Genomic DNA, 25654 nt, shown 5'->3' with positions numbered 1-25654 from the left:
TATATGGGAAGAGGTTATTTGCCTTTCTTACATGATCAACTTTTGGAGTTAGTTGATAATAATAAAACACCACAACGTTTACAATCACGAGAGTTATTTAAAATTGCTTTAGATAAAAAGGTTGATATTATCAATCCTAACCCTTATAAAAAGCGAACTTTAGAAATAGATAGGCGGCGTAATTTATATTTTTTAGATTTACAACAAAGTATGAATAATGCTCTTATTCCAATGCAATCAAATCCTAAAGAAATGGATATGCTAATGCAATTTAAGGAACAAACGCATGAAATATTTAATCAATAAATATCCTATTTTTATTTTTGGCGTTGCAGTACTACTTTTAACGGGGTGTGGTATATTACCCCCAAAAATAGACAGGACATTCTCCCCTCCTGAAAATGGTAGAACAGTAAAAATTACCGTCGACGTACCCGATGTCGCTGAGCTTTCACCAATGAAGGTTATGTATCGTTCAAACCTTTGCCAAAAAACATATAATAATAATGAAGTGCCTACATATACTGTTTCTGGTTTTAATAGTGAAATGGTTTTGTTAGAAAAAGAAGGTAATAGTTCATTATATAGTGCAGAAATCCCTTATAGAGGAGGTGGGAAATGTGATTGGCAATTAAGTAATGCTACATTAGTTTTAAATTTAAAAAATAATGGAACCTTTGCTAACAATATTAATTACATATCAGGTTCAGGTATTATAATTATTTTTGATAATAATCAACCCCAAAGAATAGGAGGAAAAGAAATAAATAAAAAAGGAGATTTTGAGATTTATTCGCAATATTTCCCTTGGGTTAATCAATTATATAGAACAAATTATGATAAGTATTTGTTATTATATGGTGAAAAGCTATTTATTTATTATAAATCACGTGATGCTAAAGAAATTACTTGGAGACCAATTATACATACTGATGCGGTCGTTTACTCTGAATATCCTGCAGAACGTAAAACAAAAGGTATCCAACGAACATTTTACTACTCTGATGGTACACAAGAAATAACTAATGAATCTAATCCTAATTACCAAAAATTACTCTCATTAATTAAGTAATTATTTCTATTTTAAAATATAGATTAAAATGCGTAGCACAATTCAAGGACGAAAAATCATTTTAAAAAATGATACGACCAATACAAAAGGAACCGTATTAAGCGGTTCTTTATTAGCAAAACAACTCTATGAAACAGCTTGCCTTGGTGATGAAGTTTATTGTCCCGCTTGTCAGCAAACAGGCAAAATTATTGAAGGCGATGCGATGATGAAAATAAACAATATCCCCGTCGCATTAGAAGGACATAAAGTACAATGCGGTTGTTTAAAGGGTTGTGTATTAGTGGCAATAGAATAATGAATAAATACGTTATCGATAAGCTATTTCTTTTATCTATCGCGGTGATGGGGTTACTTTTAACTGGCTGTAATATATTAACACCCCGAATAAACAGGACATTCTCCCCTCCTGAAAATGGTAGAACAGTAAAAATTACCGTCGACGTACCCGATGTTGCTGAGCTTTCACCGATGAAGGTTATGTATCGTTCAAACCTTTGCCGAAAAATATATAATAATAATGAAGTGCCTAAATATACTGTTTCTGGTTTTAATAGTGAAATGGTTTTGTTAGAAAAAGAAGGTCATAGTTCATTATATAGTGCAGAAATCCCTTATAGAGGAGGTGGGAAATGTGATTGGCAATTAAGTAATATCACATTAAGGATGACATTGAAGATTAATGATCACTTTTCAAAAGATATTACTGATGTAGTAGGAACTGGAGTTATTATTATTTTCGATAATAATCAGCCTCAACGAGTAGGAAAAAAACCAATTAATAAAAAAGATGATTTTTATATTATCGCTGATTATTTTCCTTGGATTGATATACCTTTTAAAAATGATAAAAATATTAGTCTATGGTTATATGGAGAAGAACTTTATCTTTATTATAAATCTCGTGATGCTCAGCAAATTACTTGGAAACCAATCATTCACCCCAATATTGTGGTTTATTCTGAATATCCAGCAGAGCGTAAAACTGAAGGTGTAAGTACAATATATTCTTACCCAGATGGTACAAAGAGTTCAAATAGAGATGGAAAACCAGACTATAAAAAATTACTTTCCTTAATTAAGTAATAATTTTCATTTTAAATTATATGGTAAAAAATGCGTAGCACAATTCAAGGACGAAAGTTCATCTTAAAAAATGATACGACCAATACAAAAGGAACCGTATTAAGCGGTTCTTTATTAGCAAAACAAACTCATGAAATTGCCTGTTTAGGCGATGAAGTCTATTGCCCTGATTGTCAGCAAAAAGGCAGGATTATTGAAGGGGATGCGATGATGAAAATAAACAATATCCCCGTCGCGTTAGAAGGACATAAAGTGCAATGCGGTTGTTTAAATGGCAGTGTATTAGTGGCTATTGAGTAATTAATAATTTTACTAATTGTTCATTGTTATCGCCTCACAAATTTGCTGTGCTGCATTAATAATGCGCGGTGCAGGTCGGCTAAAACTGTCTTCATCAATAGCAATAACGGGAACAGTAAGTTGGGGTTGCCAAAATGCTTTTATTGTCGGTATTTGATCTGCTTTACCACTGAATATAATCAAATCAGGTCGCTTTGTAAGTACTTGCTCACGACTTACTTGAGGCCATACTACTGGGCTGTTAGCAAAGATATTCTCCCCACCACAAAGCGCTGTAATATGGCTCTGTAATGTACTATTTGATGTAGTAAATAACGGTTGCATCCCAAATTGAATAAACACTTTTTTCTTGGGTTGATTTGATATATTTGATGCATATTGTTGCTGCAATACTTGATATTGCTGACGCAATTGTTGGGCATTTTTTATTGCAATATCAGGATGATGGCTATAATTGGAAAGGGTAACAAGATCGTCTGCAATTTCTTCAATACTTTGTGGATCAGAATAAATAATAGGAATCCCCAAAGCTTTTAACTGATCTAATGGACGCTGTGGATTACCGCCTTGCCATGCAATCACTAAATCGGGTTTTAATAATAGAATGCGCTCGATATTAATACCCTGCCAATTAGCGACTTGTTCAATATTTTTAGCAGCCTTTGGATAATCAGAGTAAGCACTAACTCCGACAATATTATCTCCCATTCCTGCGGCATAAGCCATTTCGGTGGCTGACGGCGATAGCGTAATAACACGATCAGCAGGCGTAGTAGCAATAGAAAAATTTAGCCAAAATAATGAACAGAGCAATAATCCAAGATTGATAAATAAACGCATTACTTTTCCAATAGTAAAAATACCCCCCTATTTTTTATCTTAGAATAAGCAAAAAATAAAGGTGGGGTATTGATAAAGCGATATTAGGATTATCTCGACTTAATTAGTCTTTTAATTTATCCAACATCGCTGTCACCATTAAGCTCGATTGTTCTGCGGCAACAGATAAAAACTCATCAAAACTTAAATGCGATTCTTTATCGGCTACATCAGAAATAGCACGAACCACAACAAATGGCGTGTCGAATTGATGGCAAACATGGCCAATCGCGGTTGATTCCATTTCTACGGCAGCAACATCTGGGAATGTACGACGAATGCGTGCTAAAGGCTCTGCACCATTAATAAAGGCATCACCGCTACAAATTAAACCACGAACAGCATTTAATTTTAGCGATTCAATACACTCTTCTGCGATGCTAACAAGTTTAGGATCTGCAATAAAAGCAGGAGGACATTGTGCCATCTGGCCAGGTTCATAACCAAACGCAGTCACATCAGCATCGTGATAACGAACTTCTGTTGAAATAACGATATCACCGACATTTAATCTTGAATCTAAGCCGCCCGCAGAGCCAGTATTGATAACGACATCAGGACGAAAATGCTCAAGTAATAATGTTGTGCCAATTGCTGCTGCAACTTTACCAATACCTGACTTTAATAATGCAACATCAACACCGTTGATTGTGCCTGTATAAATTTCACAACCGCCACGCGATAAGATTTGGCAATCTTCAATTTTCTCACGCAGAAGTGTGACTTCTTGCTCCATTGCACCTATTACGCCAACTCTCATTGTGTCATACTCACTTGTAGGTTAATAATAAATAGAAATTTAAATAGAGTTTAACATCTATCGGAAAAACACGATATAACACAAAGAATAGAGAATTCGTTTCATCGAAACCAGAAAGAGGACAGAAATGATCGATTTTAAGCTGAAGTTAAATTATCAACGCAAATATAACAGCAGTGATATCGATATTAACGATGAAATACAGGTTTCTCGTCAATTTGAAAGTGATCGCGGACGTATTATTAACTCAGCAGCTATTCGCCGTTTACAACAAAAAACGCAAGTCTTCCCTTTAGAGCAAAATTCCGCAGTCCGTAGCCGTCTTACTCACTCTCTTGAAGTTCAGCAAATTGGTCGTTATATCGCTAAACAAATCATCGGTGAATTAAAAAAGCAAAATAAGCTTGAAGCTTATGGCTTAATTGATCGCATTGATAGTCTTGAAAGTTTAATTGAGATGGCGTGCTTAATGCACGATATTGGTAATCCCCCCTTTGGACATTTTGGTGAAGCCGCAATTAAGCATTGGTTTGAAAAAGTATTACCACCAGAGGCAACAGCCGAATTCGATAGTTGTCCGTTTATCCCAATGCAGTATTCAGCTAAAGTGCAATTAAATGAATTACGACAAACTTTACGCCAAGATTTATGCCAATTTGAAGGCAATGCTCAAGCTATTCGAATGGCACATCATCTTCTTAAATTGAATTTAACCTATGCTCAAATTGGCTGTGTATTAAAATATACTCGTCCTGCTTATTGGCAAGGAGAAATCCCCAAAGAATATAGCTATTTAATGAAAAAACCGGGGTATTACTGGTCTGAATTAGCTTTCGTAAAAGAAGTACAAGAAAAATTAGATATGGGTGAATTTTGTCGCTTTCCTCTCACATATATTATGGAAGCTGCCGACGACATCTCGTATTGCATTGCGGATTTAGATGATGCGGTAGAAAAGGGGATTTTTGATATCAACCGTCTTGTTCACCTTTTACGGGATGCTTGGCGTGAAAATGGCGATGTGACTGAAGGTGATTTATTCGATATAACAGTTAATCGGGCTTATAAAAAAGTTGATCAAAATGAAGCCAAACGTAGTATGCAAGATCAATTTTTTATGTATTTGAGAGTTTATATTACAGGGAAGTTAGTCCCTTATACGGCACATCGATTTATAAAAAATCTTTCTCAAGTTTATGAAGGAAGTTTTAACCATGCCCTATTGGAAGGTAATAGTGCAGAGCATCGTTTATTAACAACCTTAAAAAGTGTCGCTAAAAAATGGGTGTTTAGTCATCCTGAAGTTGAAGAGCTTGAAATGAAAGGATATCGCGTGATCAGTGGATTACTCGATATCTATAAGCCCTTGCTTTTATTATCAGCTGAAGATTTTGTAAGGTTGCATAAATATAACGAACACCCTAAATATGTTATTGAGACTCGTTTATATCATAAGCTTTCTGTTAAACATAAACTGGCTTATAACGAAATGTTAGAAAAGCTAGATGATATAAATACTGAAAGAGGAAAAATTTTAGAATTTTATTATCGCACAAGATTAATTCAAGATTATATCAGTGGAATGACCGATCATTATGCTTATGAAGAATATAGAAAATTAATGGTTTGTGATTGATTTGTAATCATTAAGAGAAATGCTATCTAATTGATTGATGATAATTTTTAGGCTTTTCTTAGTGATAAGGAAGATTTATTAAAACAACAGAAAATAGATGTTGTTAATTGTAAATATATTCAATATAAAAGTTATATATAATATTTGTTAGTTATAGAACAATATAAAATACATAAGACTAGTGTCTTAGGTTGTTATCATTAAAAGTTTTCTCAATTTTTAATAAAAATATTGCTTATATCAGTTAAGTAAATAACTTGTTCGATGTTATACTCCTCCCATGTTTTCTTCTGAAATGCATAGTCATTCATGTAACGCTGAAAAACATACAGCGTATTCTAAAACGATGTCATTTCACTGTTAATCCATCATTGAAACTTAATTTAATACTATGGTGCAGTTTTATTCCCCTAAAAAACGTCCTGTGAAAAAACAGGTAGCAATGTTGGAAGTGACCGCCAGTGCATTGGATGCAAATGGTCAAGGTATTGCTCATGCTGAGGGCAAAACAATTTTTGTAAAAGGATTACTCCCACAAGAAACTGCTCGAATTCGTTTAACAGAAGAAAAGCGCCAATTTGCTAAAGGCGAAGTTATTAAGCGTTTAACAACCAGTGAACAGCGTATAACTCCTCATTGTGAATATTATGAGCGTTGTGGCGGTTGTCAGCAGCAACATGTACCAATTACATTGCAACGAACAACAAAGGCGAGTGTGTTATCACATCTTATTAAACGCGAAACCGGTGTGGTGATTTCGGCCGAGCCTGTGATTGCAGGCGCTGAATATGGTTATCGTCGTAGAGCAAGATTGGGATTACGTTATCAACCTGAAAAAGGTTTGGTGATGGGCTTTCGTCAAGAGCGCTCTAATGATTTGGTCATGATAAAAAAATGCCCAGTATTAAAGCCACAGCTAAATGATTTATTGTCTCCTCTTTGGACATGCCTTAAAAATTTAACATCAGTACGTGATTTAGGGCATGTTGAAATGGTACTCGCTGATAATGGGCCGCTGGTTATTTTACGCCATCTATCGCCATTGCCTGAGAGTGATAAACAGAGTTTGCGTGATTTCTCTCAAACTCATCAAGTTACGATGTATCTTGCAGGTGATAATAGCGAGATAGCACGATTAACTTCAATTGAGAAGGAACCCTTCTATCAAATAGAAGGTCTTAATTTACGTTTTGCACCCACTGATTTTATTCAAGTGAATGATGAAATAAATCCTAAGATGGTTGCTCAAGCCATTGAATGGCTTGATTTATCGCCAGAAGATCGCGTATTAGATCTGTTTTGTGGTATGGGAAATTTTACCTTACCTATCGCGAAACGAGCCCGTGATGTGGTGGGTATAGAAGGTGTGCCCTCACTGGTTGAAATGGCGAAACAGAATGCAAAACTAAACCAATTAGGTAATGCGCATTTTTGGCATGCAGATTTATCGGCTGATTTTTCTGCGATGTCGTGGTCGAAAGAAGGATTTAACAAAGTGTTGTTAGATCCAGCAAGAGCAGGGGCTTTGGAGGTAATGTCACATATTGTGAAGTTATCCGCAGAAAAAATCGTGTATGTTTCCTGTAATCCGACCACGTTAGCCAGAGATAGTAAGATATTATTAGATTCTGGATATCAGTTAACCAGTTTAAAAATGTTGGATATGTTTCCACAAACGGGTCATCTGGAATCAATGGCACTGTTTAGTCGAAAATAAACAGTTAGCCAGTAAATAAGTCGCAAATAAGATTTATACCGTGTAGGGAGAGAATATGGTTGCAGTAAGAAGTGCTCACTTAACACCTGCAGGAGAGTTTGCTGTTGATAAATGGGTCAACAGTTTGAACTTAACCCATGTCAATGCAGGTAGTGAAATAATGCAAACCTGGGAATACTGCCATCGTACTGTTCAAGGGCGTGAAAATGCCGAACTGTTATTGTGGCGTGGTGTTGAAATGGTTGAGCTTCTTTCGACACTAAGCATGGATAAAGACAGCATGAGGGCGGCGCTCCTTTTCCCGCTTGCTGAAGAAAATCTTATTGATCAGGAAATCGTTACTGAACATTTTGGTGATGCCATTTGGAGCTTAGTGCGCGGTGTTATGGAAATGGATGCCATACGCCAATTAAAAGCGACACATACCAATGAAACAAGTTCAGTTCAGGTGGATAATGTACGTCGTATGTTGTTATCCATGGTGGAAGATTTCCGTTGTGTAGTCATCAAACTTTCAGAACGTATTGCCCATTTACGTGAAGTGAAAGATGCCACAGAAGATGAGCGCGTACTGGCTGCCAAAGAGTGTTTTAATATTTATGCGCCATTAGCCAACCGATTGGGTATTGGTCAATTAAAATGGGAATTAGAAGATTTTTGTTTCCGTTATCTTCATCCTGATGAATATAAAAAAATAGCAAGCTTGCTTCATGAGCGTCGTATCGATCGCGAACAGTATATTGATAATTTTGTCAGTACCGTACGTGGTTATATGAAAGAAGAGAATGTCGATGTAGACATCTATGGGCGTCCCAAACATATCTACAGTATTTGGCGTAAAATGAAGAAAAAGAACCTTGCATTTGATGAGTTATTCGATGTGAGGGCTGTTCGTATTGTCGTTGAACGTCTTCAAGACTGTTATGCCGCATTGGGAATTGTGCATACGCATTTTCGTCATTTACCTGATGAATTTGATGATTATGTTGCAAACCCAAAACCTAATGGTTACCAATCAATCCATACGGTTGTGTTAGGACCTGAAGGTAAAACAGTTGAAATCCAAATACGTACTCGTCAAATGCATGAAGATGCAGAATTGGGTGTTGCTGCGCACTGGAAATATAAAGAAGGTGCAACAGGTGCTGCGACGAAAGGCGGTACAGGTAGTTATGAAAACCGTATTGCATGGTTACGTAAACTGATTGCGTGGCAAGAAGAGATGGCGGATTCTGGCGAAATGCTCGATGAAGTTCGTAGCCAAGTTTTTGATGATCGAGTGTATGTCTTTACACCAAAAGGTGATGTGGTTGATTTACCTGCTGGTTCTACGCCACTTGATTTTGCTTATCATATTCACAGTGATGTAGGGCACCGCTGTATTGGCGCGAAAATCGGCGGACGTATTGTGCCATTTAGCTATCAATTACAAATGGGCGACCAAATTGAAATCATCACACAAAAACATCCTAACCCAAGTCGCGATTGGTTAAATCCTAACTTAGGTTATGTCACTACAAGTCGTGGACGTGCGAAAATTCACAATTGGTTCCGTAAGCAAGATCGTGATAAAAATATTCTTGCGGGGCGTCAGATTTTAGATAACGAATTGGCACATATGGATATCAACATGAAAGAAGCAGAAAAACTGCTGATTGCGCGTTATAACGTGCATAGTGTTGATGAAGTATTAGCTGGTATTGGTGTCGGTGATATCAGAATTAACCAGTTAGTGAACTTTATTCAAAGTAAATTAAATAAAGCCACTGCGGAAGATGAAGATAAAGAAGCGCTGAGAACACTCGAGAGCAAAACACCAGCACCAAGAACCACAGGCTCAGGGAGTAGTATTGTCGTTGAGGGTGTTGGTAATTTAATGCACCATATTGCTCGCTGTTGCCAACCTATTCCGGGTGACAATATTGTTGGTTTTATTACTAAAGGCCGAGGTATTTCTATTCACCGTGCTGACTGTGAACAACTTGCTGAGTTACTCTCTCATGCACCAGAACGTATTGTTGATGCGGTATGGGGGGAGAATTATTCCAGCGGTTATTCATTAGTCGTTCGTGTTGTCGCTAATGATCGTAGTGGATTATTACGTGATATTACAACTATCTTAGCGAATGAAAAAGTAAACGTACTTGGTGTGAGTAGCCGTAGTGATGTGAAGCAACAAATAGCGACCATTGATATGAATATTGAGATTTATAATCTCCAAGTATTGGGTCGTATTTTGGCAAAACTTAATCAGCTACCTGATGTGATAGAAGCGAAACGCTTTTCTCACTAAAACATTAAAATGATAAGATGCCGAGACAACTGTTCTCGGCATTTTTTTATCTGAAAATCAGAAAAACTGTATATTTAGTTGGTGATTAAATTGCTAGGGTTTATTTAGAATAAGTATGGTTTTAAATAAAAGGGATCTAGTCGACAAATATGAATATAACTAAACAATATTATATTAAGAATATGTATTGGGGATGGTTTATTGGCGCTCTGTTTTTATACTCTTGCTTAGAGTATGAGTTGAAGTATGAAAGTCTAATATTGTTAATTAGTATTGCTGGTATTGGATTATATCCATTGGCTAAATGGGGGATCGAATGTTTTTTTCTTCAATTTACTACCAGAGAATTTTGGAATCGAGGATTATTTTCAGATACAGCTGGTAAAGCTGGTGGTTTGGCTTTATATAGTTTCACGGTGTTTTTATTATCTATACCAATTACAATAATTTTTATATTATTTGTGTTAGTGAGAAGGTTGTTCCTCTAAATAAACAACCTTTAAAGTATTAATTAAATACCAATCAAATTATTGGCTTTTTCAATTAAGTCGTTATCAATCAATGCTCCAATACTTGCTATAAGCAATCCATATCCTAATATCCCTATGGGACCACCTAGAAGTACACTAAATGTAAATCCTGCTACAGATGTAGCCGCCATTCCTACAAATATAGTCTCTGCTTTAACAAAAAATGGACGCCAATTATCTGTTTCTGTTGCTTTTATTAACTCTATCGATAGATCTTTGACGTCAAGAGCTTTACTTACAAAAAACATACCTTTACTAAATTTTTTTAATTTTTGAGCTATATCATCGAGTTTGATCGATTCCAATGCAGTTGCAATAGCTTTACGATCTTTGGCATTAATTCTTCTATTGATATCCGCTTTGTATTTTTCGTAAGCTTTTAGTGCATCATCAACGTTACGGATGGTTTTTCCTCTGGCTTGTTGTGCTAAAGACTCCGCTAATTTCCTTGCTTTATCACCATAAGCATTAAACACTTCTTTATAAAAATCAGCAGTAAACTTTATTGAATCATGCAACTGCTTAAAATCATCGTTTGTTTGTTCTTTTTTATTTGCTTGTTGCGCTAAAATATCAGCAATTTGGAAATTGCGATGTGTAAACGTCATATTCTTGTGGAAATTTTGGCATGCTGATTTAAAGTCTTGTTCTCTGATATATTTTTGCATTTCAGGGAAATTATTTATATTGTCTGCACCTTTATCTGCATATAAGGCATGTAAAGCTAATCTAACTGAGGGTAACCAGCGGGAATATTCCCCAAATTTTTCACCTATATTTTGTAACATAGGGTCTGGATGAGGACTAAAATGAATATCAAAAAGAAAACCATTTATATAGTTCATTTTTTGGTAAAACATTCTACTTAGATTCAGGTCTGCTTCAAATATACGACCTATATTTTCATTATTTAATGGAATATTATTTTCTTCCATATTTAATAATAGCAATGGAGAACTTTCATTAAACTCGTTTGATCTATGCATTAAAGCACGGCCATAAGGTCGCATTCTTAATGCTTTTTTTAATGCTAATTCGGTTTTCTGTTTTAAGTAAGATTTACATTCATTTTTAAACGCAGGGCAATTTTTTCTTCCACAAACAGGGCATTCTTGATTTTTATCCTGCATAAAATTATTACAGATAATATTTGTAGCTTGATTAAACGAAAAATTATTATTAAAAGCATACTCAGGAATATAAGCACTATGTGGCGTTACAGTTAATGAACTAAATTGAATTATATTTTCACTCATTTTATTAATCCTTTGATAAAAATGACGTATTTATATGGAGTTGAAAAGTGGATTTATATCGAGGAGTATATTTGTAAATAACAAATTCATGGTTCTAGTTAAAATGTCATTATTCTTTCAAAAAAGTTATTTTTAAGATCTTGAGCTTAAAATGATAAGATGCCGAGACAACTGTTCTCGGCATTTTTTTATCTAAAAACGTGTTAGATAGAATAAAGCTAACTCTTATTTAAAAGGCAATATGATGTCAGAAAATCGTGAAATCTTTCGTTTATTAGAAATTATGGCACAGCTACGTGATCCTGATACTGGGTGTGAATGGGATAAAGTGCAGACTTTTGACACTATCGCGCCTTATACATTAGAAGAAACGTATGAGGTGTTAGACGCTATTGCTCGCAAAGATTTTTCTGATTTAAAAGAAGAGTTAGGTGATTTGCTTTATCAAGTTGTGTTTTATTCACGAATGGCGCAAGAGCAAAAGTTATTTGATTTTAATGATGTTTGTGAAGCCATTAGTAATAAGTTAGAACGCCGTCATCCTCATATTTTTGCCTCTGAAAGCGAAAACAATTTATCAACAGAAAAACATCGCTGGGAAAAACTTAAAGCACAAGAGCGTGAGGCAAAAGCACAATTTTCATTATTAGATGATATTCCTGTCACATTACCAGCTTTGATGAAAGCAGAAAAAATTCAAAAGCGATGTGCTTCTGTTGGATTTGATTGGAATGAACTTGAACCTGTTTTAGGTAAAGTATTTGAGGAAATTGATGAAGTGATGACTGAAGTGAAAAAAACACCTCAAGATGCATCTAAAATTGAAGATGAATTGGGGGATTTACTATTTTCAGTTGTAAATTTATCTCGACATTTAAAACAAAAACCAGAACAAGCCTTAAACCGAGCATGTCAAAAATTTGAACAACGTTTTCGCTTTGTTGAAAAAATGCTTTCAGAAGAAGGCATAGGCATAGAAAATGCCTCATTGGAAGAGATGGAGATCTGTTGGCAAAAAGCTAAAATACAATTAATTGAGTGAATTGTGACTCGCAAATGTTTATTGGTGTGACATTAAATGCGATAAAAAGAATAGCAAAAGCCATTGTTTTTTATCTTATTTTATAAAAAAATGAAAAAAAGCGAAATTATAAAAACTAATTTCGCTTTTTTGTTTTTAGGTGACTTAAAATATCGGCATTTCATTTTCTTGCACTAAAAATGTGATTGACCTCAAAAAAATTAAACGCATGATCAGAAGCAAAATATCGCGCTAGAAACCTGCTACACTTAATATCGTGAAAAAAATAAAGCATCTCTTCTGTAAAAGTGATATCTTAGCTGAAAGGATTAAGCTAAAATGCTTGAGAAATATTTTCACGGGTTTAGTTTATTGAATTTTTACTGTTTTTTCGTGTTTAAACGGATAAGTGGCGTGATGAAAAAGAACTTTATACTACTAAGAATGTTTGTAGCGAAAATAAGGTTCGGGTATACTGTGTTCCCGTCCAGTTATATCCATCATCCTAATACACCTAAACTTTCAGGTTCAGCATGAAAACGAATTATATTTTTGTGACCGGCGGGGTCGTATCCTCTCTGGGTAAAGGCATTGCCGCAGCCTCTCTGGCGGCTATACTCGAAGCCCGTGGACTCAATGTCACCATGATGAAGTTGGATCCGTATATCAACGTCGATCCAGGTACTATGAGCCCAATTCAGCACGGGGAAGTCTTCGTTACTGACGATGGTGCTGAAACTGATCTCGACTTAGGGCACTATGAGCGCTTCATTCGCACTAAAATGACTCGTCGTAATAACTTTACGACAGGTCGCGTATACTCTGAAGTATTACGTAAAGAGCGTCGTGGTGACTATCTTGGGGCTACAATTCAAGTTATTCCTCATATCACTAATGAAATCAAAGAACGCATCATCCGTGGTGGCGAAGGCCATGATGTCGTTTTAGTTGAAGTCGGCGGGACTGTTGGTGATATCGAATCTTTACCTTTCTTAGAAGCGATTCGCCAAATGGCGGCAGAAGTGGGCCGTGAGCACACATTCTACCTGCATTTAACATTGGTGCCTTATTTAGCCGCTTCAGGTGAAGTGAAAACCAAGCCAACACAGCACTCTGTAAAAGAATTACTGTCAATCGGCATTCAACCAGATGCGTTGATTTGCCGTTCAGACCGCGTTATTCCTGCTAATGAACGTGCAAAAATTGCACTGTTCTGTAATGTACCAGAGAAAGCGGTTATTTCATTAAAAGACGTCGATTCCATTTATAAAATCCCTGCACTATTGAAATCTCAGGGATTAGATGATTATATCTGTAAACGATTCAGCTTGGATTGCCCAGTTGCAAATCTTGCAGAGTGGGAACAAGTTATTTATGAAGAAGCTAATCCTGAAGGCGAAGTAACCATCGGTATGGTTGGTAAGTATGTTGAATTACCAGATGCCTATAAATCAGTGATTGAAGCATTAAAACATGGTGGTTTTAAAAGCCGTGTTGCTGTAAATATCAAACTAATTGATTCACAAGACGTTGAAACCCGTGGCGTAGAAATGCTTAAAGGGTTAGATGCAATTTTAGTACCGGGTGGTTTTGGTGAACGTGGTATTGAGGGCAAGATTATGGCTGCTCAGTATGCGCGTGAAAATAAAATCCCTTACTTAGGCATTTGCTTAGGTATGCAGGTTGCTATGATTGAATTTGCACGTAATGTTGTTGGTATGGAAGGTGCGAACTCCACTGAATTTGCACCAGATTGTAAATATCCAGTTATCGCATTAATTACCGAATGGCGCGATGAAGACGGCAACATTGAAGTACGCTCAGATGATAGTGATTTAGGTGGCACGATGCGCCTCGGTGCTCAGCCTTGCCATTTAAGTGGTGATAGCTTAGTACGTACACTGTATGGAAAAAACACCATTACAGAACGCCATCGTCACCGTTATGAAGTAAATAATCTACTTTTAAAACGTATCGAAGATGCGGGTTTACGTATTGCAGGTCGTTCAGTAGATAACAAGCTGGTGGAAATTATTGAAAATCCAAATCATCCTTGGTTTGTTGCTTGTCAATTCCACCCAGAGTTTACCTCAACGCCGCGTGACGGCCATCCGTTATTTGCAGGCTTTGTGAAAGCAGCCTTTGATAACCAAAAAGGTTTGCTGAAATAGGATATATGAGAAGAGATAGGGTATCTCTTCTCGGAAATTTAACTTGTACAGAGGAAAACCGAATGTCCAAAATCGTTAAAGTACTTGGTCGTGAAATTATTGATTCTCGTGGCAACCCAACTGTTGAAGCTGAAGTTCACTTAGAAGGTGGTTTTGTTGGTATGGCGGCTGCTCCATCAGGCGCATCAACAGGTTCTCGTGAAGCATTAGAATTACGTGATGGTGATAAATCACGTTTCTTAGGTAAAGGTGTTCTGAAAGCGGTTTCAGCTGTTAATGGTCCGATCGCTAAAGCTATCCTTGGCCAAGATGCAAAAGACCAAGCTAACATCGATAAAATCATGATCGATTTAGACGGTACTGAAAACAAATCAAACTTTGGTGCAAACGCAATCCTAGCGGTTTCTTTAGCAAACGCAAAAGCAGCGGCTGCTGCAAAAGGTATGCCTTTGTACGAGCACATTTCTGATCTGAACGGTACTCACGGTCAATATTCTATGCCTCTGCCAATGATGAACATCATCAATGGTGGTGAGCACGCAGATAACAACGTTGATATCCAAGAATTCATGATCCAACCTGTTGGCGCGCCTTCACTGAAAGAAGCTGTACGTATGGGTTCAGAAATCTTCCATCACTTAGCAAAAGTGCTGAAAGCAAAAGGTATGAACACTGCAGTTGGTGACGAAGGTGGTTATGCACCAAACTTAGAATCTAACGCTGCTGCATTAGCTGCTATCAAAGAAGCAGTTGAGAAAGCAGGTTACGTTTTAGGTAAAGACGTTACTCTGGCTATGGACTGTGCAGCTTCTGAGTTCTACAACAATGAAACAGGTAACTACGAACTGAAAGGCGAAGGCAAAACCTTCACTTCACAAGAGTTCACTCATTACTTAGAAGAACTGACTAAACAATACCCAATCGTTTCTATCGAAGATGGTTTAAACGAATCTGACTGGGATGGTTTCGCATACCAAACTAAAGTTCTTGGTGACAAAATCCAACTAGTTGGTGACGATCTGTTTGTAACTAACACTAAGATCCTGAAAGAAGGTATCGACAAAGGCATCGCTAACTCAATTCTGATCAAATTCAACCAAATTGGTTCACTGACAGAAACTTTAGCTGCAATCAAAATGGCGAAAGATGCAGGCTACACAGCTGTTATCTCTCACCGTTCTGGTGAAACTGAAGATGCAACTATCGCTGACTTAGCAGTGGGTACAGCAGCAGGCCAAATCAAAACGGGTTCTATGAGCCGTTCTGACCGTGTTGCTAAATATAACCAACTGATCCGCATCGAAGAAGCATTAGGCAACAAAGCGCCTTTCAACGGTTTGAAAGAAGTTAAAGGCCAAGCATAATCTTGCTTCTTTGATTAAAAAATCTTATTAATCTAAAAGGGGAGAACCTTAAGTTCTCCTCTTTTTTTTGATTTTTTTTCAGAAAAAACAGAATATTTATTCTTAACACCTTTGAAAAAGTGTGATGTGTAAGAGGAAATAGTGTTCAATTATTACTCTTTTATTAATAAATTGGTTAATTCTCGTGGATGAGATCCCAATTATTAGTTTTGCGCATTTTCAATGACGAGAAATGTTTTTATATTTCACATATAACCTATTTCGTTAACAATTATGGCTTAGTGAACCCAATGTTCATATCAGCTAATGTGGAGTATTATCATGGACGCGTCCAATTTAGCCCCATCGGCGAAGTCGAGCCCGATAAACAAACGAGGGTTAATCATTCTGGCAATCGATGTAGTTTTATTATTACTTTTGCTAGAATTTTTACCTTATGATCCAAAGGCCAATGCAGGTTTAGCATTAATGGTGTTTGTGGGTGTGTTATGGCTGACAGAAGCTATTCACGTTACGATAACAGCATTATTTATACCTATTTTAGCCGTTGTACTTGGGCTAATGAATACCAATGAGTCATTAAAATCATTTGCGAACCCCATCATTTTCTTATTCTTCGGTGGTTTTGCGTTAGCGACGGCACTTCACATTCAAGGGCTAGACCGCTTAATTGCTAACCGTTTGTTGATGATTGCAAAAGGTAAACTTTCAATCGCCGTATTGCTGTTATTTGGTGTCACTGCATTGCTTTCTATGTGGATCAGTAACACCGCTACAGCTGCGATGATGTTGCCTTTAGTATTAGGTATTTTATCTAACTTAGATATTCGTTCAGAACGTAATACTTTCGTATTCGTATTATTAGGTGTTGCTTATAGTGCGAGTATCGGTGGTTTAGGTACGTTAGTGGGTAGTCCACCAAATGCGATTGCTGCAGCCCAATTAAACTTAGATTTCATTACGTGGATGAAGTACGGTGTACCAATCATGTTGGTATTATTACCTATCATGTTTATCGTTATGTATCTGATGTTGCGTCCTAACTTAAAACATAAGTTTGACCTGAAATTAGAAGTATTAGAGTGGAATAACAAACGTGTTATTACCATGATCATCTTCTTAATTACGGTATTATGCTGGATCTTCAGCTCTTTCATCAGCAGTGCTTTTGGTGGTGTAAAAGATTTAGATACTGTGATTGCAGTTAGTGCAGCAATTGTTATTGGTGTAACCGGTGTAGCAAGTTGGAGCCAAATTCAAGAGAACACAGAATGGGGCGTATTAATGCTGTTTGGTGGAGGTTTAACACTGAGCGCAATTTTACAATCATCTGGTGCAAGCTTGGTTATGGCCGACTTTATGAAAGACACTTTTGGTAATAGCCATTGGTTTGTCATCATCCTTGCAGTAACAACCTTTATCATCGTATTAACTGAATTTACCAGTAATACAGCGAGTGCAGCGTTATTAGTGCCAATCTTTGCAACCGTAGCTCAAGCATTAGGTATGCCAGTAATGGCGTTAACGATGATTATCGGTATCGGTGCATCTTGTGCGTTCATGTTACCTGTTGCAACCCCACCAAATGCGATTGTCTTTGGCTCCGGCTATATTAAACAGACCGAGATGGTGCGAGTAGGTGGTGTGCTGAACTTAGTGTGTATCTTAGTTATCTCTCTGTTTGCTTGGTTCTTCTGGTTGTAAGTCAATACACTAAATTAACCTTGATGAGATAAAAATAGAGCGCTTGATAGTTATATAGGGCGCTTTTTTATTGCCTTTTTCTTATCTGTCATTTGGATTGGTATTCTCGTTAACATAGGGATTACTCTAGAAAAATGAGAGGTGATATGACTTTTATGGACTATAAAAAACCATCAATATTAAGACTAAAAATGTCGTAACATTGATGGCTATTTAAAATAGAAAATAAATTAATTATTTTGTGTAAAGTGTAAGTTGTGTACCTGGCTTTAACATTTTAATGTCTGAGTTCCAACTCATTAATAATTTGAGGTTAATACCGTGACGACGAGCGATGCTGTAATAAGAATCTCCCTGCCGAACTTTGTAATAACTCGGAGACGGTTTTGTCGGTTTTGTTACCGGAGTATTACTGATACTGCCTGCATTATGAATTTTTAATGTTTGTCCTACTAATAGGGTGCTTTTTGCATTTAATCCATTAATACGTTGTAAATCTTTTATGCTCATATTGTAGCGACGAGCAATAGCGTAAAATGAATCTCCTGAGCGAACTTTATAAACACCTTCTTGCTTAATTGACTGATTTGTTTTGGCAACTGCTAAACGAATAGTTTCTAATACCGCTTCATCTTCAAAAGCGTTACGGAATTGATCAAGCTTATTACGAGGCAACATAATGACATGAGGGCCATTAGGTGCGGTTATTCCACGTTTATAGCCTGGGTTATAATCTTTCACAGTATTAATAGGTAGCTGACTTAATTCAGCAACTTTATTTAACGTGATTTGCTCACCGACATCAATGGAAGCTAATGCTTTATCACGATAATTACTTTTAGGAAAAGTAATGTTTTCTTCGTTTTCACGGATAACTTTACTTAAAGCGAGAATTTTAGGTACATAATTCATTGTTTCTTTAGGTAAAGAGAGTGACCAATAGTCTGTTGGTAGATTTTTACTTTCATTTGCCTTTATTGCTTGCATAACACGGCCTTCACCAGCGTTATAAGCAGCAAGGGCAAGTGCCCAATCACTATCAAACATTACATACAGGCGTTCAAGTAAATCAAGTGCAGCTTTGGTTGATGCCATGACATCACGGCGACCGTCATACCATTGGTTTTGTGCCAAGCCATAGTAATTACCGGTTATTGGAACAAATTGCCATAAACCGGCTGCATTTGCAGAAGAGGTAACATGAGGATTAAACGCACTTTCAACCACAGGAACTAAAGCTAGCTCCATCGGTAATTCACGTTTTTCGATTTCATCAATAATCGAATACATATAAGGTTCAGCGCGAGAAGCAACGCTTTGTATATGTTTGGGATTATTTAAAAAATACAATTCTTGCTGCGAGATCCTTTCATTCTCAGGGAGGTCCATTTTCAATTCACTTATCACATAACCCCATAAATTGGTTTTTACATCATATTGAGGTTGATGAGAAGTTGAAGTCCCTTTCGTTGATATTGGCGTAGTCGCAGACAAATTAGGTTTAATGCTCTCTGATTGCTGGCAACCCGCCAATAGCAATATGGAGAACAAAATCGCTTTTGTCTTCATAATAGAAAAATTCATCCTGTGTGTTTTTTGAACCAAATAATACTTAGTGTGCCAAAATAAAACAACTAATAGGTATTAAAAGTTGTCTTTTAATTCCCTTAATTTTGTAAATGTCTTAATTGGAGCATAAGTATTAGTGGTTATACCTAAAATCCTTTGTAAATCAATATCGTCAGATTTCAAAAAAAGATTAATGTTCTTTTCGTTTTTCAGTGTTATTGGCACTGTAGGTTGTAATTTCTTACGCATTTCACTAACTTGGGCTAAATAATCGGTAATAAGCGCATTTTCTGGCATGATATGGTGTGCAAAGGTCATATTTGATAAGGTGTATTCATGAGCACAACAAATTAATGTGTTATCAGGTAATGCACTTAATCTTTGTAATGAACTAAACATTTGTTGTGCGGTACCTTCAAATAAACGACCACAACCTCCTGAGAATAGCGTATCGCCACAAAACAAATAAGGTTCGCAATAATAAGCTACATGGCCAAGAGTATGACCAGGGGTGCCAATTACGTAAAAAGAAAAAGAGCTGACAATAATATGCTCTTGGTTATGAATAATGTTTTCAGCACCTTTACTTTGTGTTTCTTGTGGGCCGAAAACGTTAATATTAGGATATTTTTTTACAAGTTCGGCAACACCACCCACATGATCATCATGATGATGGGTGAGCAAAATCGCGATAGGTGTAAGCGAACGCTGTAAGAGCATTTCTATAACAGGCTCGGCTTGTGAAGGATCAACAATCACACATTCACTATTTTCATTACTTAATAGCCAAATGTAGTTATCGGATAAAGCAGGAATTCTGATAAGCTCCATATAAGTTACCTTACTTATAAATTATAAAGGGTTAAACGATGAAAGCAGCACGTTCAGCAAAACCAATTATGATGCCAGATTCTTGGCGTGATATTCCCTGGGGGGAATATTATCGCATAGCTATCGAACTGCGTTTACAAAATTGGTGGCCGAAAATTTATGGCTTTCATTTATTGAAACTCGGTCAACTCAGTGCTGAACTGGATACCAAATTAAGTATCGTGTCACATCAAGTCAATGTGACATCTAATAAAATAAATGCAGATGTTATTGCCTCTTTAGATTATTTACCCTTTGAAAATAAATCGATTGATGTTTGCCTTATGGCACATGTACTGGATTATAGTGCAGATCCCCATTGGCTATTACGAGAAGCAGATCGCGTTTTAATTGATGATGGCTGGATTGTATTAACGAGCTTTAACCCTATTAGTTTATTAGGGCTTGGGAAATGCACGCCGATATTACGACAAAAACAGCCTTACTCTAGTCGTATGTTTTCACTTCGTCGCCAAATAGATTGGCTTAGTGTGTTAAATTATGAAGTGATGACACAACAGAATTTTCAGATTATGCCATTTTCAAGACCAATAAAACGTGATGGTAGCCGCTATCACATCGGTGGCTGTTTAAATTTAATCATTGCACGTAAAAGAACGCTTCCTTTAACACCCACAGCCATGAAATTTGCATTGCCACGCATGAGTGTAAAAGGTCGAGTTTTAGGGGCTACACGTAATCATCCAGAGCCATAATATTGACTAATCTGTGGTTTTATCTTTTTGGCTTTCGATATAACCTGTGTCTTCTTGAGTTGGTGCTTGTGCGGCTGCTTTTGCTAATTCATCACAACGTTCATTTTCATCATGACCAGCATGGCCTTTCACCCAATGCCATTCAATTTCATGACGAGTAATAGCACTATCTAAGCGCTTCCATAAATCGACATTAAGCACAGGGCTTTTGTCTGCTTTACGCCATTGACGCTTTTTCCAGCTATGTATCCACTGTGTGATCCCCTGTCTGACATATTGGCTATCTGTTGTCAGTGTAATTTTACAAGGGAATTTTAATGTTTCTAATGCTACGATAGCGGCAAGAAGTTCCATTCGGTTATTGGTGGTCATAAAAAAACCTTCACTTAGGGTTTTTTCATGTTGTTGATAGCGTAAAATAGCGCCATAACCACCGGGGCCTGGGTTGCCTAAGCATGAACCATCGGTGAATATTTCTACCTGCTTGTGCATAAAGGCGACTTATCCTTATTGATTAATACAAAAAACTAACCCTAAGTCTGACATAAAAACGGATTATGAGCACTCCAATCACACGACAAATTGTACTTGATACCGAAACTACCGGTATGAATAAGCTGGGCGTTCATTATGAAGGTCATAATATCATTGAAATTGGTGCCGTAGAGGTTATCAATCGTCGATTAACAGGGCGAAATTTTCATGTGTATGTTAAACCTGAAAGATTAGTCGATCCTGAAGCGTTTGAAGTTCACGGTATCAGTGATGAATTTTTAGAGGATTGCCCTTCTTTTGCTGATATTGCTGACGAGTTTTTAGAATATATTCGTGGTGCAGAGCTAATCATTCATAACGCATCGTTTGATATCGGCTTTATGGATTATGAGTTCAGAAAGCTTAATCGTGACATTCCGCCTACCGAAACGTTCTGCCAAATTACTGATAGCCTTGCAATGGCAAGGGCATTATTTCCCGGTAAGCGAAATAACCTTGATGCCTTATGTGATAGATACTTAATAGATAACTCTAAACGTACCCTTCACGGCGCGTTACTGGATGCTGAAATACTTTCTGATGTCTACTTGGCAATGACCGGTGGACAAACAGCATTAGCATTTTCAATGGAAGGCGAATCAAGTAACGAACAAGAGCAAAATGATATTCAACGTATTGAGCGTCCAGTTTCAGGATTAAGAGTAATAAGAGCAACCGCAGAAGAACTTGCTGAGCATGAGTCTCGATTAGATTTAGTTGAGAAAAAAGGTGGGCATTGTTTGTGGCGTCCTGCATCAAATGATGAGGCCGTTTGAATATAAAAAAAACAGAAATGGTTAACTGAGATTAAAAACTATCCAAATGCATCTTTTTGTTAGAAAAACAGTTGACGACAAGGCAAGAGATTCGTAATATTCACCTCGTCCGAAAGGATACGCGGAGCGGTAGTTCAGTTGGTTAGAATACCTGCCTGTCACGCAGGGGGTCGCGGGTTCGAGTCCCGTCCGTTCCGCCAACATTCCAAACCCCAGCATTTATGCTGGGGTTTTTGCATTTATAGCCTCAAATAATTTTCTCTCTCCATATTTTTCTAAGTTATTATTCCTTGCTTTCAATATTTGATATCACTATCTTAAAATTTATTAATGATATTAGTGCTATATAGAATGGCATTCTGCAGGGTAATTAATATGGAAAATAAAGTACATTTATGGATTGGCAGTAATTTTTCTTCTGAAGAAGAGTATATGCATTATTTTGAGTTAGATTACTCCGAGGAAGAAGGGATTGATTCTCCTAATTATAGAGTATGTGGATTTTGTAAAGATCTGGGAATAATGTGGTACGACGAAGATTTTATTGGTGTTATTCCTCGCTTTGATAACGATGTTATGCTTGATGAAATTCTGGTAGATGCTGCTGTTGATGAAAATGAAATCTCGTTCATTAAAGCTAAATGTGAAGAACTAGGAATTAAAAGTGCCAACGCTATATTTTGGTATCAAGATCCTGAACTTGTTATCAAAAAGAGCGATAATCAAACCTATAATAATTTACATTATGTGGGCGAATATAATGGTGATTAATTGGTTTAAAAATACCCTTAGGCTGGGCTGATCATGCTATTAACGCTTGATGAAATCACAAAAAAGCTAGAAGATAAATTTTCTCCTTTAGGTGAGGATTTTAATGATTTAATTCTTTTTAAAAGAACGACACCTCTTACTGATTTAGATTTGCTAGAACAGACGTTAACGCTTTCCCTTCCTGATGATTTTACCTCTTTTATCTCTCTTTATAATTTAGATAATTTCTCATTATTTAATATCAGTTTTGGCTGTGGTGAAGATTATCTTGAAAGACTTTTTATGCTAAATAGCCTCAATGAGTTTGCTCAGTGGTGGATTGGTGATAAACGACCTGAAAACGTTATTGTTATTGCACTGTCAGATCCTTATACCCTCTTATTAAATACTCAAACAGGGAATGTTTTTGCAATGACGAATGAGTCATCTATGGATAGTTTCGAACATATTGCAGTGAATTTTTTTGCTTTTTTTAGCGCAGTTGCCACTCTATTTTTAACGGATATTTCGCCAGATAGAGTTATCGAACTAACTTCTTCTCAAACAATCTCGTTTTGGCATCAACTAAAATCTGAATAAGATGAAAAATATAAAGAAAAAAACACTAATTTATGATGGTTTTGAAGATGATTTTTATCAGCTAAATCATCTTATTCAATGCTCTTATTATGATGAAGATATGTTAGTTGGCGTAATGCGATTAAGAGACTTAAACAGTCTAGATGAAGATGTAAAACAGAAGGTAATAAATAAAGTTAAAGGACTCACCTTAAATCTAGGAACGTGCTATACCTATGATGGTTTGTCGGTAATGTACGATATCCAAAAGTCAAAAAAAGAGAATATGCAGCTATTTGGTTTATTTGCTATTGGTGAAAGACAACCCGCACGATATCAAATCATAGTTTTAGGGATATTTAGGATCAAATTATGAACATGGAATTTTATTTACGGTTAAGTATGCTATCTAAAACACTTGACCATTTTTATTATCAAGAATTTGAAACTGAACAAGCCGAATACAGTAAAAATAAACAGATAAAACAGGCTATTGTTCAGTTTATCCTTGAAATGAAAGAACATGGTGAACACGCATTAATTGATGAAGCGCTAAACCTTATATTTCATAATACTGGTTGTCATATTGATTGCGAAATTCTAGATGAGATCATGCTTCCTGTGATTGAACAAAACATTATTACGCCAGAATTGATTGATAAAAATCTGAAAGAAAATTCCCCTATGGGGCGTTGGTTTTAATACAGAGGAAAATAATGAAAAAAGATGAGCTTGTTATTAATGAAATATACAAAGAGTTATTTGAAGATAACCTCAAACTATATAGTGAAAGACTAAATAGGCAAGTTCAAGAGAGTCAAAATAGAGGCTCTTTCTCTCAAGTGAATAAGATTTTTGTTAATTTATCAGAAAAAGAAAAGCAATCAGTGATTGATATGATGAAAATCGTGATGACAGATACGGCATCAACAATATTTGGAACACTAGACGGTACTCATTTCGTTAATAATATAAATAAGGATTTTCAGCTTATTTATGATGATGAAGAAATTCAAGGCGATCTTCAAGATCATTTTTTAGCGTTAGTGGAAGATAATAATCGTTAAACTAAAATTTATTCTAGTAGGGATCTAATCACTATAAGGATATTATGCATTAAAATGAAAAAAATAGAAATTTACTCTGAAATGCTATGGTGGGCATTATCCCATATTCGAAATGTTCAAACACACAGTTTTATCCGTAAGGGGAAAAATAAATCCTGTGGTTTTGAAGCTGAGTTGCTACATAATATTGTTGGCACTTTACCTACCGAAGAGATTACTGATAATGATATCTACTTTCTTAATGTACAAGCTAAATATTACTTAGATAATGCTAATGAAAAAATTTGTGATAATTATAATATACATAAGAAAAATATTAAGAGTTTATTTGAGATTGTACCTGAGCATTTAAAAGATCAACTAAAATGGGATGGGCCAGAATAAGAATGAAATACTTTGCTAGAGTTATTTCTCTTAATCCTTATGTGGAAGAAGAGGTTATCCTTACTTTGGGTAATATAAAGTTTGTTGAAATCAGACAGAGTTAACGTAGAAATAATTGAGTCTATTAACTATGAGTTTTTTTAACGAAATCCAACAAAAAATTGGCATTACATCTTTCTTTTCTAATATGGGACAAGGAAGCTTTGATGATAAAAAAATTATCTATTTTCAAAGTATTCAAACTTGTTTTGAATCGTCTTTAAATATCGAATGGTTGCCAACGTCTCCCACTCAAGATGATCCTTTCTATATAAAACAAGAATATCCCAAAGATTTAGTTGAGATGCGATTAGTTGTCAGTAAAGCAATAATAGAAAATTTAAAAGCGTTTCCTGTAACTGACAGCCAATTTCAGTACGATGTACATAACTTTAAAATTGCAGCAAGAAATGCGATATGTTACGCATTTAGGCAGTATCTTACTGAAAAATATTTCAATTATGGAGACAACTGGGAAAATATCGTTAATATCTATTATCAAGGGTATTGGCCAGTAGGGATCTACCATAAAAAAATAGTCGTAATTTAACTTTATTCTTTTTAAGAAAAATAGAGTAACT

28 protein-coding genes and 1 tRNA gene are annotated in these 25654 nt (G+C 36.1%); 23 read left to right on the top strand and 6 right to left on the bottom strand.

The window, feature by feature from the left end; all coding sequences use genetic code 11:
* The 5 genes from ABN217_RS14935 to ABN217_RS14915 form a co-directional block, all read left to right on the top strand.
* Window positions 1-306, top strand: a 306-nt coding sequence (locus ABN217_RS14935) for a hypothetical protein (RefSeq protein WP_349459565.1), incomplete at its 5' end; no start/stop codon positions are given.
* Window positions 287-1072: a hypothetical protein gene (locus tag ABN217_RS14930; RefSeq protein ID WP_196553600.1), complete on the top strand. Its 786-nt coding sequence runs from the start codon at window positions 287-289 to the stop codon at window positions 1070-1072. The genes ABN217_RS14935 and ABN217_RS14930, both read left to right, overlap by 20 nt.
* Window positions 1073-1100: 28 nt before the next feature.
* On the top strand, window positions 1101-1370 hold the full coding sequence (locus ABN217_RS14925; RefSeq protein WP_196553601.1) for a PAAR domain-containing protein: 270 nt from the start codon (window positions 1101-1103) through the stop codon (window positions 1368-1370).
* Complete coding sequence (locus ABN217_RS14920) at window positions 1370-2158, top strand: hypothetical protein (protein WP_196553602.1); 789 nt, start codon at window positions 1370-1372, stop codon at window positions 2156-2158. The genes ABN217_RS14925 and ABN217_RS14920 overlap by 1 nt, the downstream gene beginning before the upstream one ends.
* A 30-nt stretch (window positions 2159-2188) precedes the next feature.
* Complete coding sequence (locus ABN217_RS14915; protein WP_349459564.1) at window positions 2189-2458, top strand: PAAR domain-containing protein; 270 nt, start codon at window positions 2189-2191, stop codon at window positions 2456-2458.
* A gap of 12 nt (window positions 2459-2470) precedes the next feature.
* Here the strand turns inward: ABN217_RS14915 and btuF are convergent, their stop codons facing one another.
* Together btuF and mtnN are read right to left on the bottom strand one after the other, a co-directional pair.
* Window positions 2471-3298, bottom strand: coding sequence for a vitamin B12 ABC transporter substrate-binding protein BtuF (gene btuF / locus ABN217_RS14910; protein ID WP_196553604.1), 828 nt, complete (start codon window positions 3296-3298; stop codon window positions 2471-2473).
* A gap of 103 nt (window positions 3299-3401) precedes the next feature.
* Window positions 3402-4097, bottom strand: coding sequence for a 5'-methylthioadenosine/S-adenosylhomocysteine nucleosidase (gene mtnN / locus ABN217_RS14905; protein WP_072070738.1), 696 nt, complete (start codon window positions 4095-4097; stop codon window positions 3402-3404).
* A 127-nt stretch (window positions 4098-4224) separates the two neighbouring features.
* Between mtnN and dgt the strand changes: the two genes are divergently transcribed.
* The 4 genes from dgt (at window position 4225) to ABN217_RS14885 (ending at window position 10231) form a co-directional block, all read left to right on the top strand.
* Window positions 4225-5733 (top strand): dGTPase, encoded by a 1509-nt coding sequence (gene dgt / locus ABN217_RS14900; RefSeq protein ID WP_196553605.1) that lies wholly within the window; start codon window positions 4225-4227, stop codon window positions 5731-5733.
* Window positions 5734-6124: 391 nt separating this feature from the next.
* Window positions 6125-7450, top strand: a complete 1326-nt coding sequence (rlmD, locus tag ABN217_RS14895) for a 23S rRNA (uracil(1939)-C(5))-methyltransferase RlmD (RefSeq protein WP_349459563.1) — start codon at window positions 6125-6127, stop codon at window positions 7448-7450.
* Window positions 7451-7505: 55 nt separating this feature from the next.
* Window positions 7506-9743, top strand: coding sequence for a GTP diphosphokinase (gene relA / locus ABN217_RS14890; protein ID WP_196553607.1), 2238 nt, complete (start codon window positions 7506-7508; stop codon window positions 9741-9743).
* Window positions 9744-9892: 149 nt separating this feature from the next.
* Entirely contained in the window at window positions 9893-10231 is a 339-nt protein-coding gene (locus ABN217_RS14885; RefSeq protein ID WP_331459173.1) for a colicin E1 family microcin immunity protein, read from the top strand.
* 23 nt (window positions 10232-10254) lie between these two features.
* On the opposite strand, the gene ABN217_RS14880 is transcribed toward ABN217_RS14885, so the two are convergent.
* Window positions 10255-11529 carry a colicin-like pore-forming protein gene (locus tag ABN217_RS14880; protein ID WP_231619325.1) on the bottom strand — a complete coding sequence of 425 codons (1275 nt, stop codon included), beginning with the start codon at window positions 11527-11529 and terminating at the stop codon, window positions 10255-10257.
* Window positions 11530-11773: 244 nt separating this feature from the next.
* Here ABN217_RS14880 and mazG point away from each other — a divergent pair, with 244 nt between their 5' ends.
* The 4 genes from mazG (at window position 11774) to ABN217_RS14860 (ending at window position 17789) form a co-directional block, all read left to right on the top strand.
* Window positions 11774-12571 (top strand): nucleoside triphosphate pyrophosphohydrolase, encoded by a 798-nt coding sequence (gene mazG / locus ABN217_RS14875; protein ID WP_197269495.1) that lies wholly within the window; start codon window positions 11774-11776, stop codon window positions 12569-12571.
* Window positions 12572-13083: 512 nt separating this feature from the next.
* On the top strand, window positions 13084-14721 hold the full coding sequence (gene pyrG / locus ABN217_RS14870) for a glutamine hydrolyzing CTP synthase (RefSeq protein WP_196553609.1): 1638 nt from the start codon (window positions 13084-13086) through the stop codon (window positions 14719-14721).
* A 62-nt stretch (window positions 14722-14783) separates the two neighbouring features.
* On the top strand, window positions 14784-16085 hold the full coding sequence (gene eno / locus ABN217_RS14865; protein ID WP_072070732.1) for a phosphopyruvate hydratase: 1302 nt from the start codon (window positions 14784-14786) through the stop codon (window positions 16083-16085).
* A 321-nt stretch (window positions 16086-16406) separates the two neighbouring features.
* Window positions 16407-17789 carry an SLC13 family permease gene (locus tag ABN217_RS14860; RefSeq protein WP_072070731.1) on the top strand — a complete coding sequence of 461 codons (1383 nt, stop codon included), beginning with the start codon at window positions 16407-16409 and terminating at the stop codon, window positions 17787-17789.
* 234 nt (window positions 17790-18023) lie between these two features.
* Here the strand turns inward: ABN217_RS14860 and mltD are convergent, their stop codons facing one another.
* Both mltD and gloB read right to left on the bottom strand, forming a co-directional pair.
* A complete protein-coding gene (mltD, locus tag ABN217_RS14855; protein WP_196553610.1) occupies window positions 18024-19358 on the bottom strand; it encodes a murein transglycosylase D in 1335 nt (444 codons plus the stop codon).
* Between the two features lie 75 nt (window positions 19359-19433).
* Window positions 19434-20189 (bottom strand): hydroxyacylglutathione hydrolase, encoded by a 756-nt coding sequence (gloB, locus tag ABN217_RS14850; protein ID WP_072070729.1) that lies wholly within the window; start codon window positions 20187-20189, stop codon window positions 19434-19436.
* Window positions 20190-20227: 38 nt separating this feature from the next.
* Here gloB and ABN217_RS14845 point away from each other — a divergent pair, with 38 nt between their 5' ends.
* A complete protein-coding gene (locus ABN217_RS14845) occupies window positions 20228-20944 on the top strand; it encodes a methyltransferase domain-containing protein (protein ID WP_072070728.1) in 717 nt (238 codons plus the stop codon).
* Between the two features lie 6 nt (window positions 20945-20950).
* On the opposite strand, the gene rnhA is transcribed toward ABN217_RS14845, so the two are convergent.
* Window positions 20951-21436: a ribonuclease HI gene (gene rnhA / locus ABN217_RS14840; protein ID WP_036932708.1), complete on the bottom strand. Its 486-nt coding sequence runs from the start codon at window positions 21434-21436 to the stop codon at window positions 20951-20953.
* A gap of 65 nt (window positions 21437-21501) precedes the next feature.
* On the opposite strand from rnhA, the gene dnaQ reads away from it, so the two are divergent.
* From dnaQ to ABN217_RS14795, 9 genes are all read left to right on the top strand, one after another.
* Entirely contained in the window at window positions 21502-22254 is a 753-nt protein-coding gene (gene dnaQ, locus ABN217_RS14835) for a DNA polymerase III subunit epsilon (RefSeq protein ID WP_072070727.1), read from the top strand.
* Between the two features lie 123 nt (window positions 22255-22377).
* Window positions 22378-22454, top strand: a tRNA-Asp gene (locus ABN217_RS14830).
* 175 nt (window positions 22455-22629) lie between these two features.
* Window positions 22630-23025: an immunity 22 family protein gene (locus tag ABN217_RS14825; RefSeq protein WP_340895335.1), complete on the top strand. Its 396-nt coding sequence runs from the start codon at window positions 22630-22632 to the stop codon at window positions 23023-23025.
* A 33-nt stretch (window positions 23026-23058) separates the two neighbouring features.
* A complete protein-coding gene (locus ABN217_RS14820) occupies window positions 23059-23604 on the top strand; it encodes an SMI1/KNR4 family protein (RefSeq protein WP_349459561.1) in 546 nt (181 codons plus the stop codon).
* 1 nt (window position 23605) lies between these two features.
* Window positions 23606-23959 carry a hypothetical protein gene (locus ABN217_RS14815; protein WP_197269491.1) on the top strand — a complete coding sequence of 118 codons (354 nt, stop codon included), beginning with the start codon at window positions 23606-23608 and terminating at the stop codon, window positions 23957-23959.
* Window positions 23956-24285 (top strand): hypothetical protein, encoded by a 330-nt coding sequence (locus ABN217_RS14810; protein ID WP_197269490.1) that lies wholly within the window; start codon window positions 23956-23958, stop codon window positions 24283-24285. Before ABN217_RS14815 ends, ABN217_RS14810 begins: the two co-directional genes overlap by 4 nt.
* A gap of 14 nt (window positions 24286-24299) precedes the next feature.
* Window positions 24300-24650 carry a hypothetical protein gene (locus ABN217_RS14805; protein ID WP_349439675.1) on the top strand — a complete coding sequence of 117 codons (351 nt, stop codon included), beginning with the start codon at window positions 24300-24302 and terminating at the stop codon, window positions 24648-24650.
* 54 nt (window positions 24651-24704) lie between these two features.
* Window positions 24705-25034, top strand: coding sequence for a hypothetical protein (locus tag ABN217_RS14800; protein ID WP_340895340.1), 330 nt, complete (start codon window positions 24705-24707; stop codon window positions 25032-25034).
* 130 nt (window positions 25035-25164) lie between these two features.
* Window positions 25165-25623, top strand: coding sequence for a hypothetical protein (locus ABN217_RS14795; protein WP_349459559.1), 459 nt, complete (start codon window positions 25165-25167; stop codon window positions 25621-25623).
* The last annotated feature ends 31 nt before the right edge of the window (window positions 25624-25654 follow it).

Source organism: Proteus sp. fly-1067 (genome assembly GCF_040139345.1).
GTDB classification, from domain to species: Bacteria; Pseudomonadota; Gammaproteobacteria; order Enterobacterales; family Enterobacteriaceae; genus Proteus; species Proteus vulgaris_B.
This window is presented reverse-complemented; position numbering and strand designations above follow the sequence as displayed.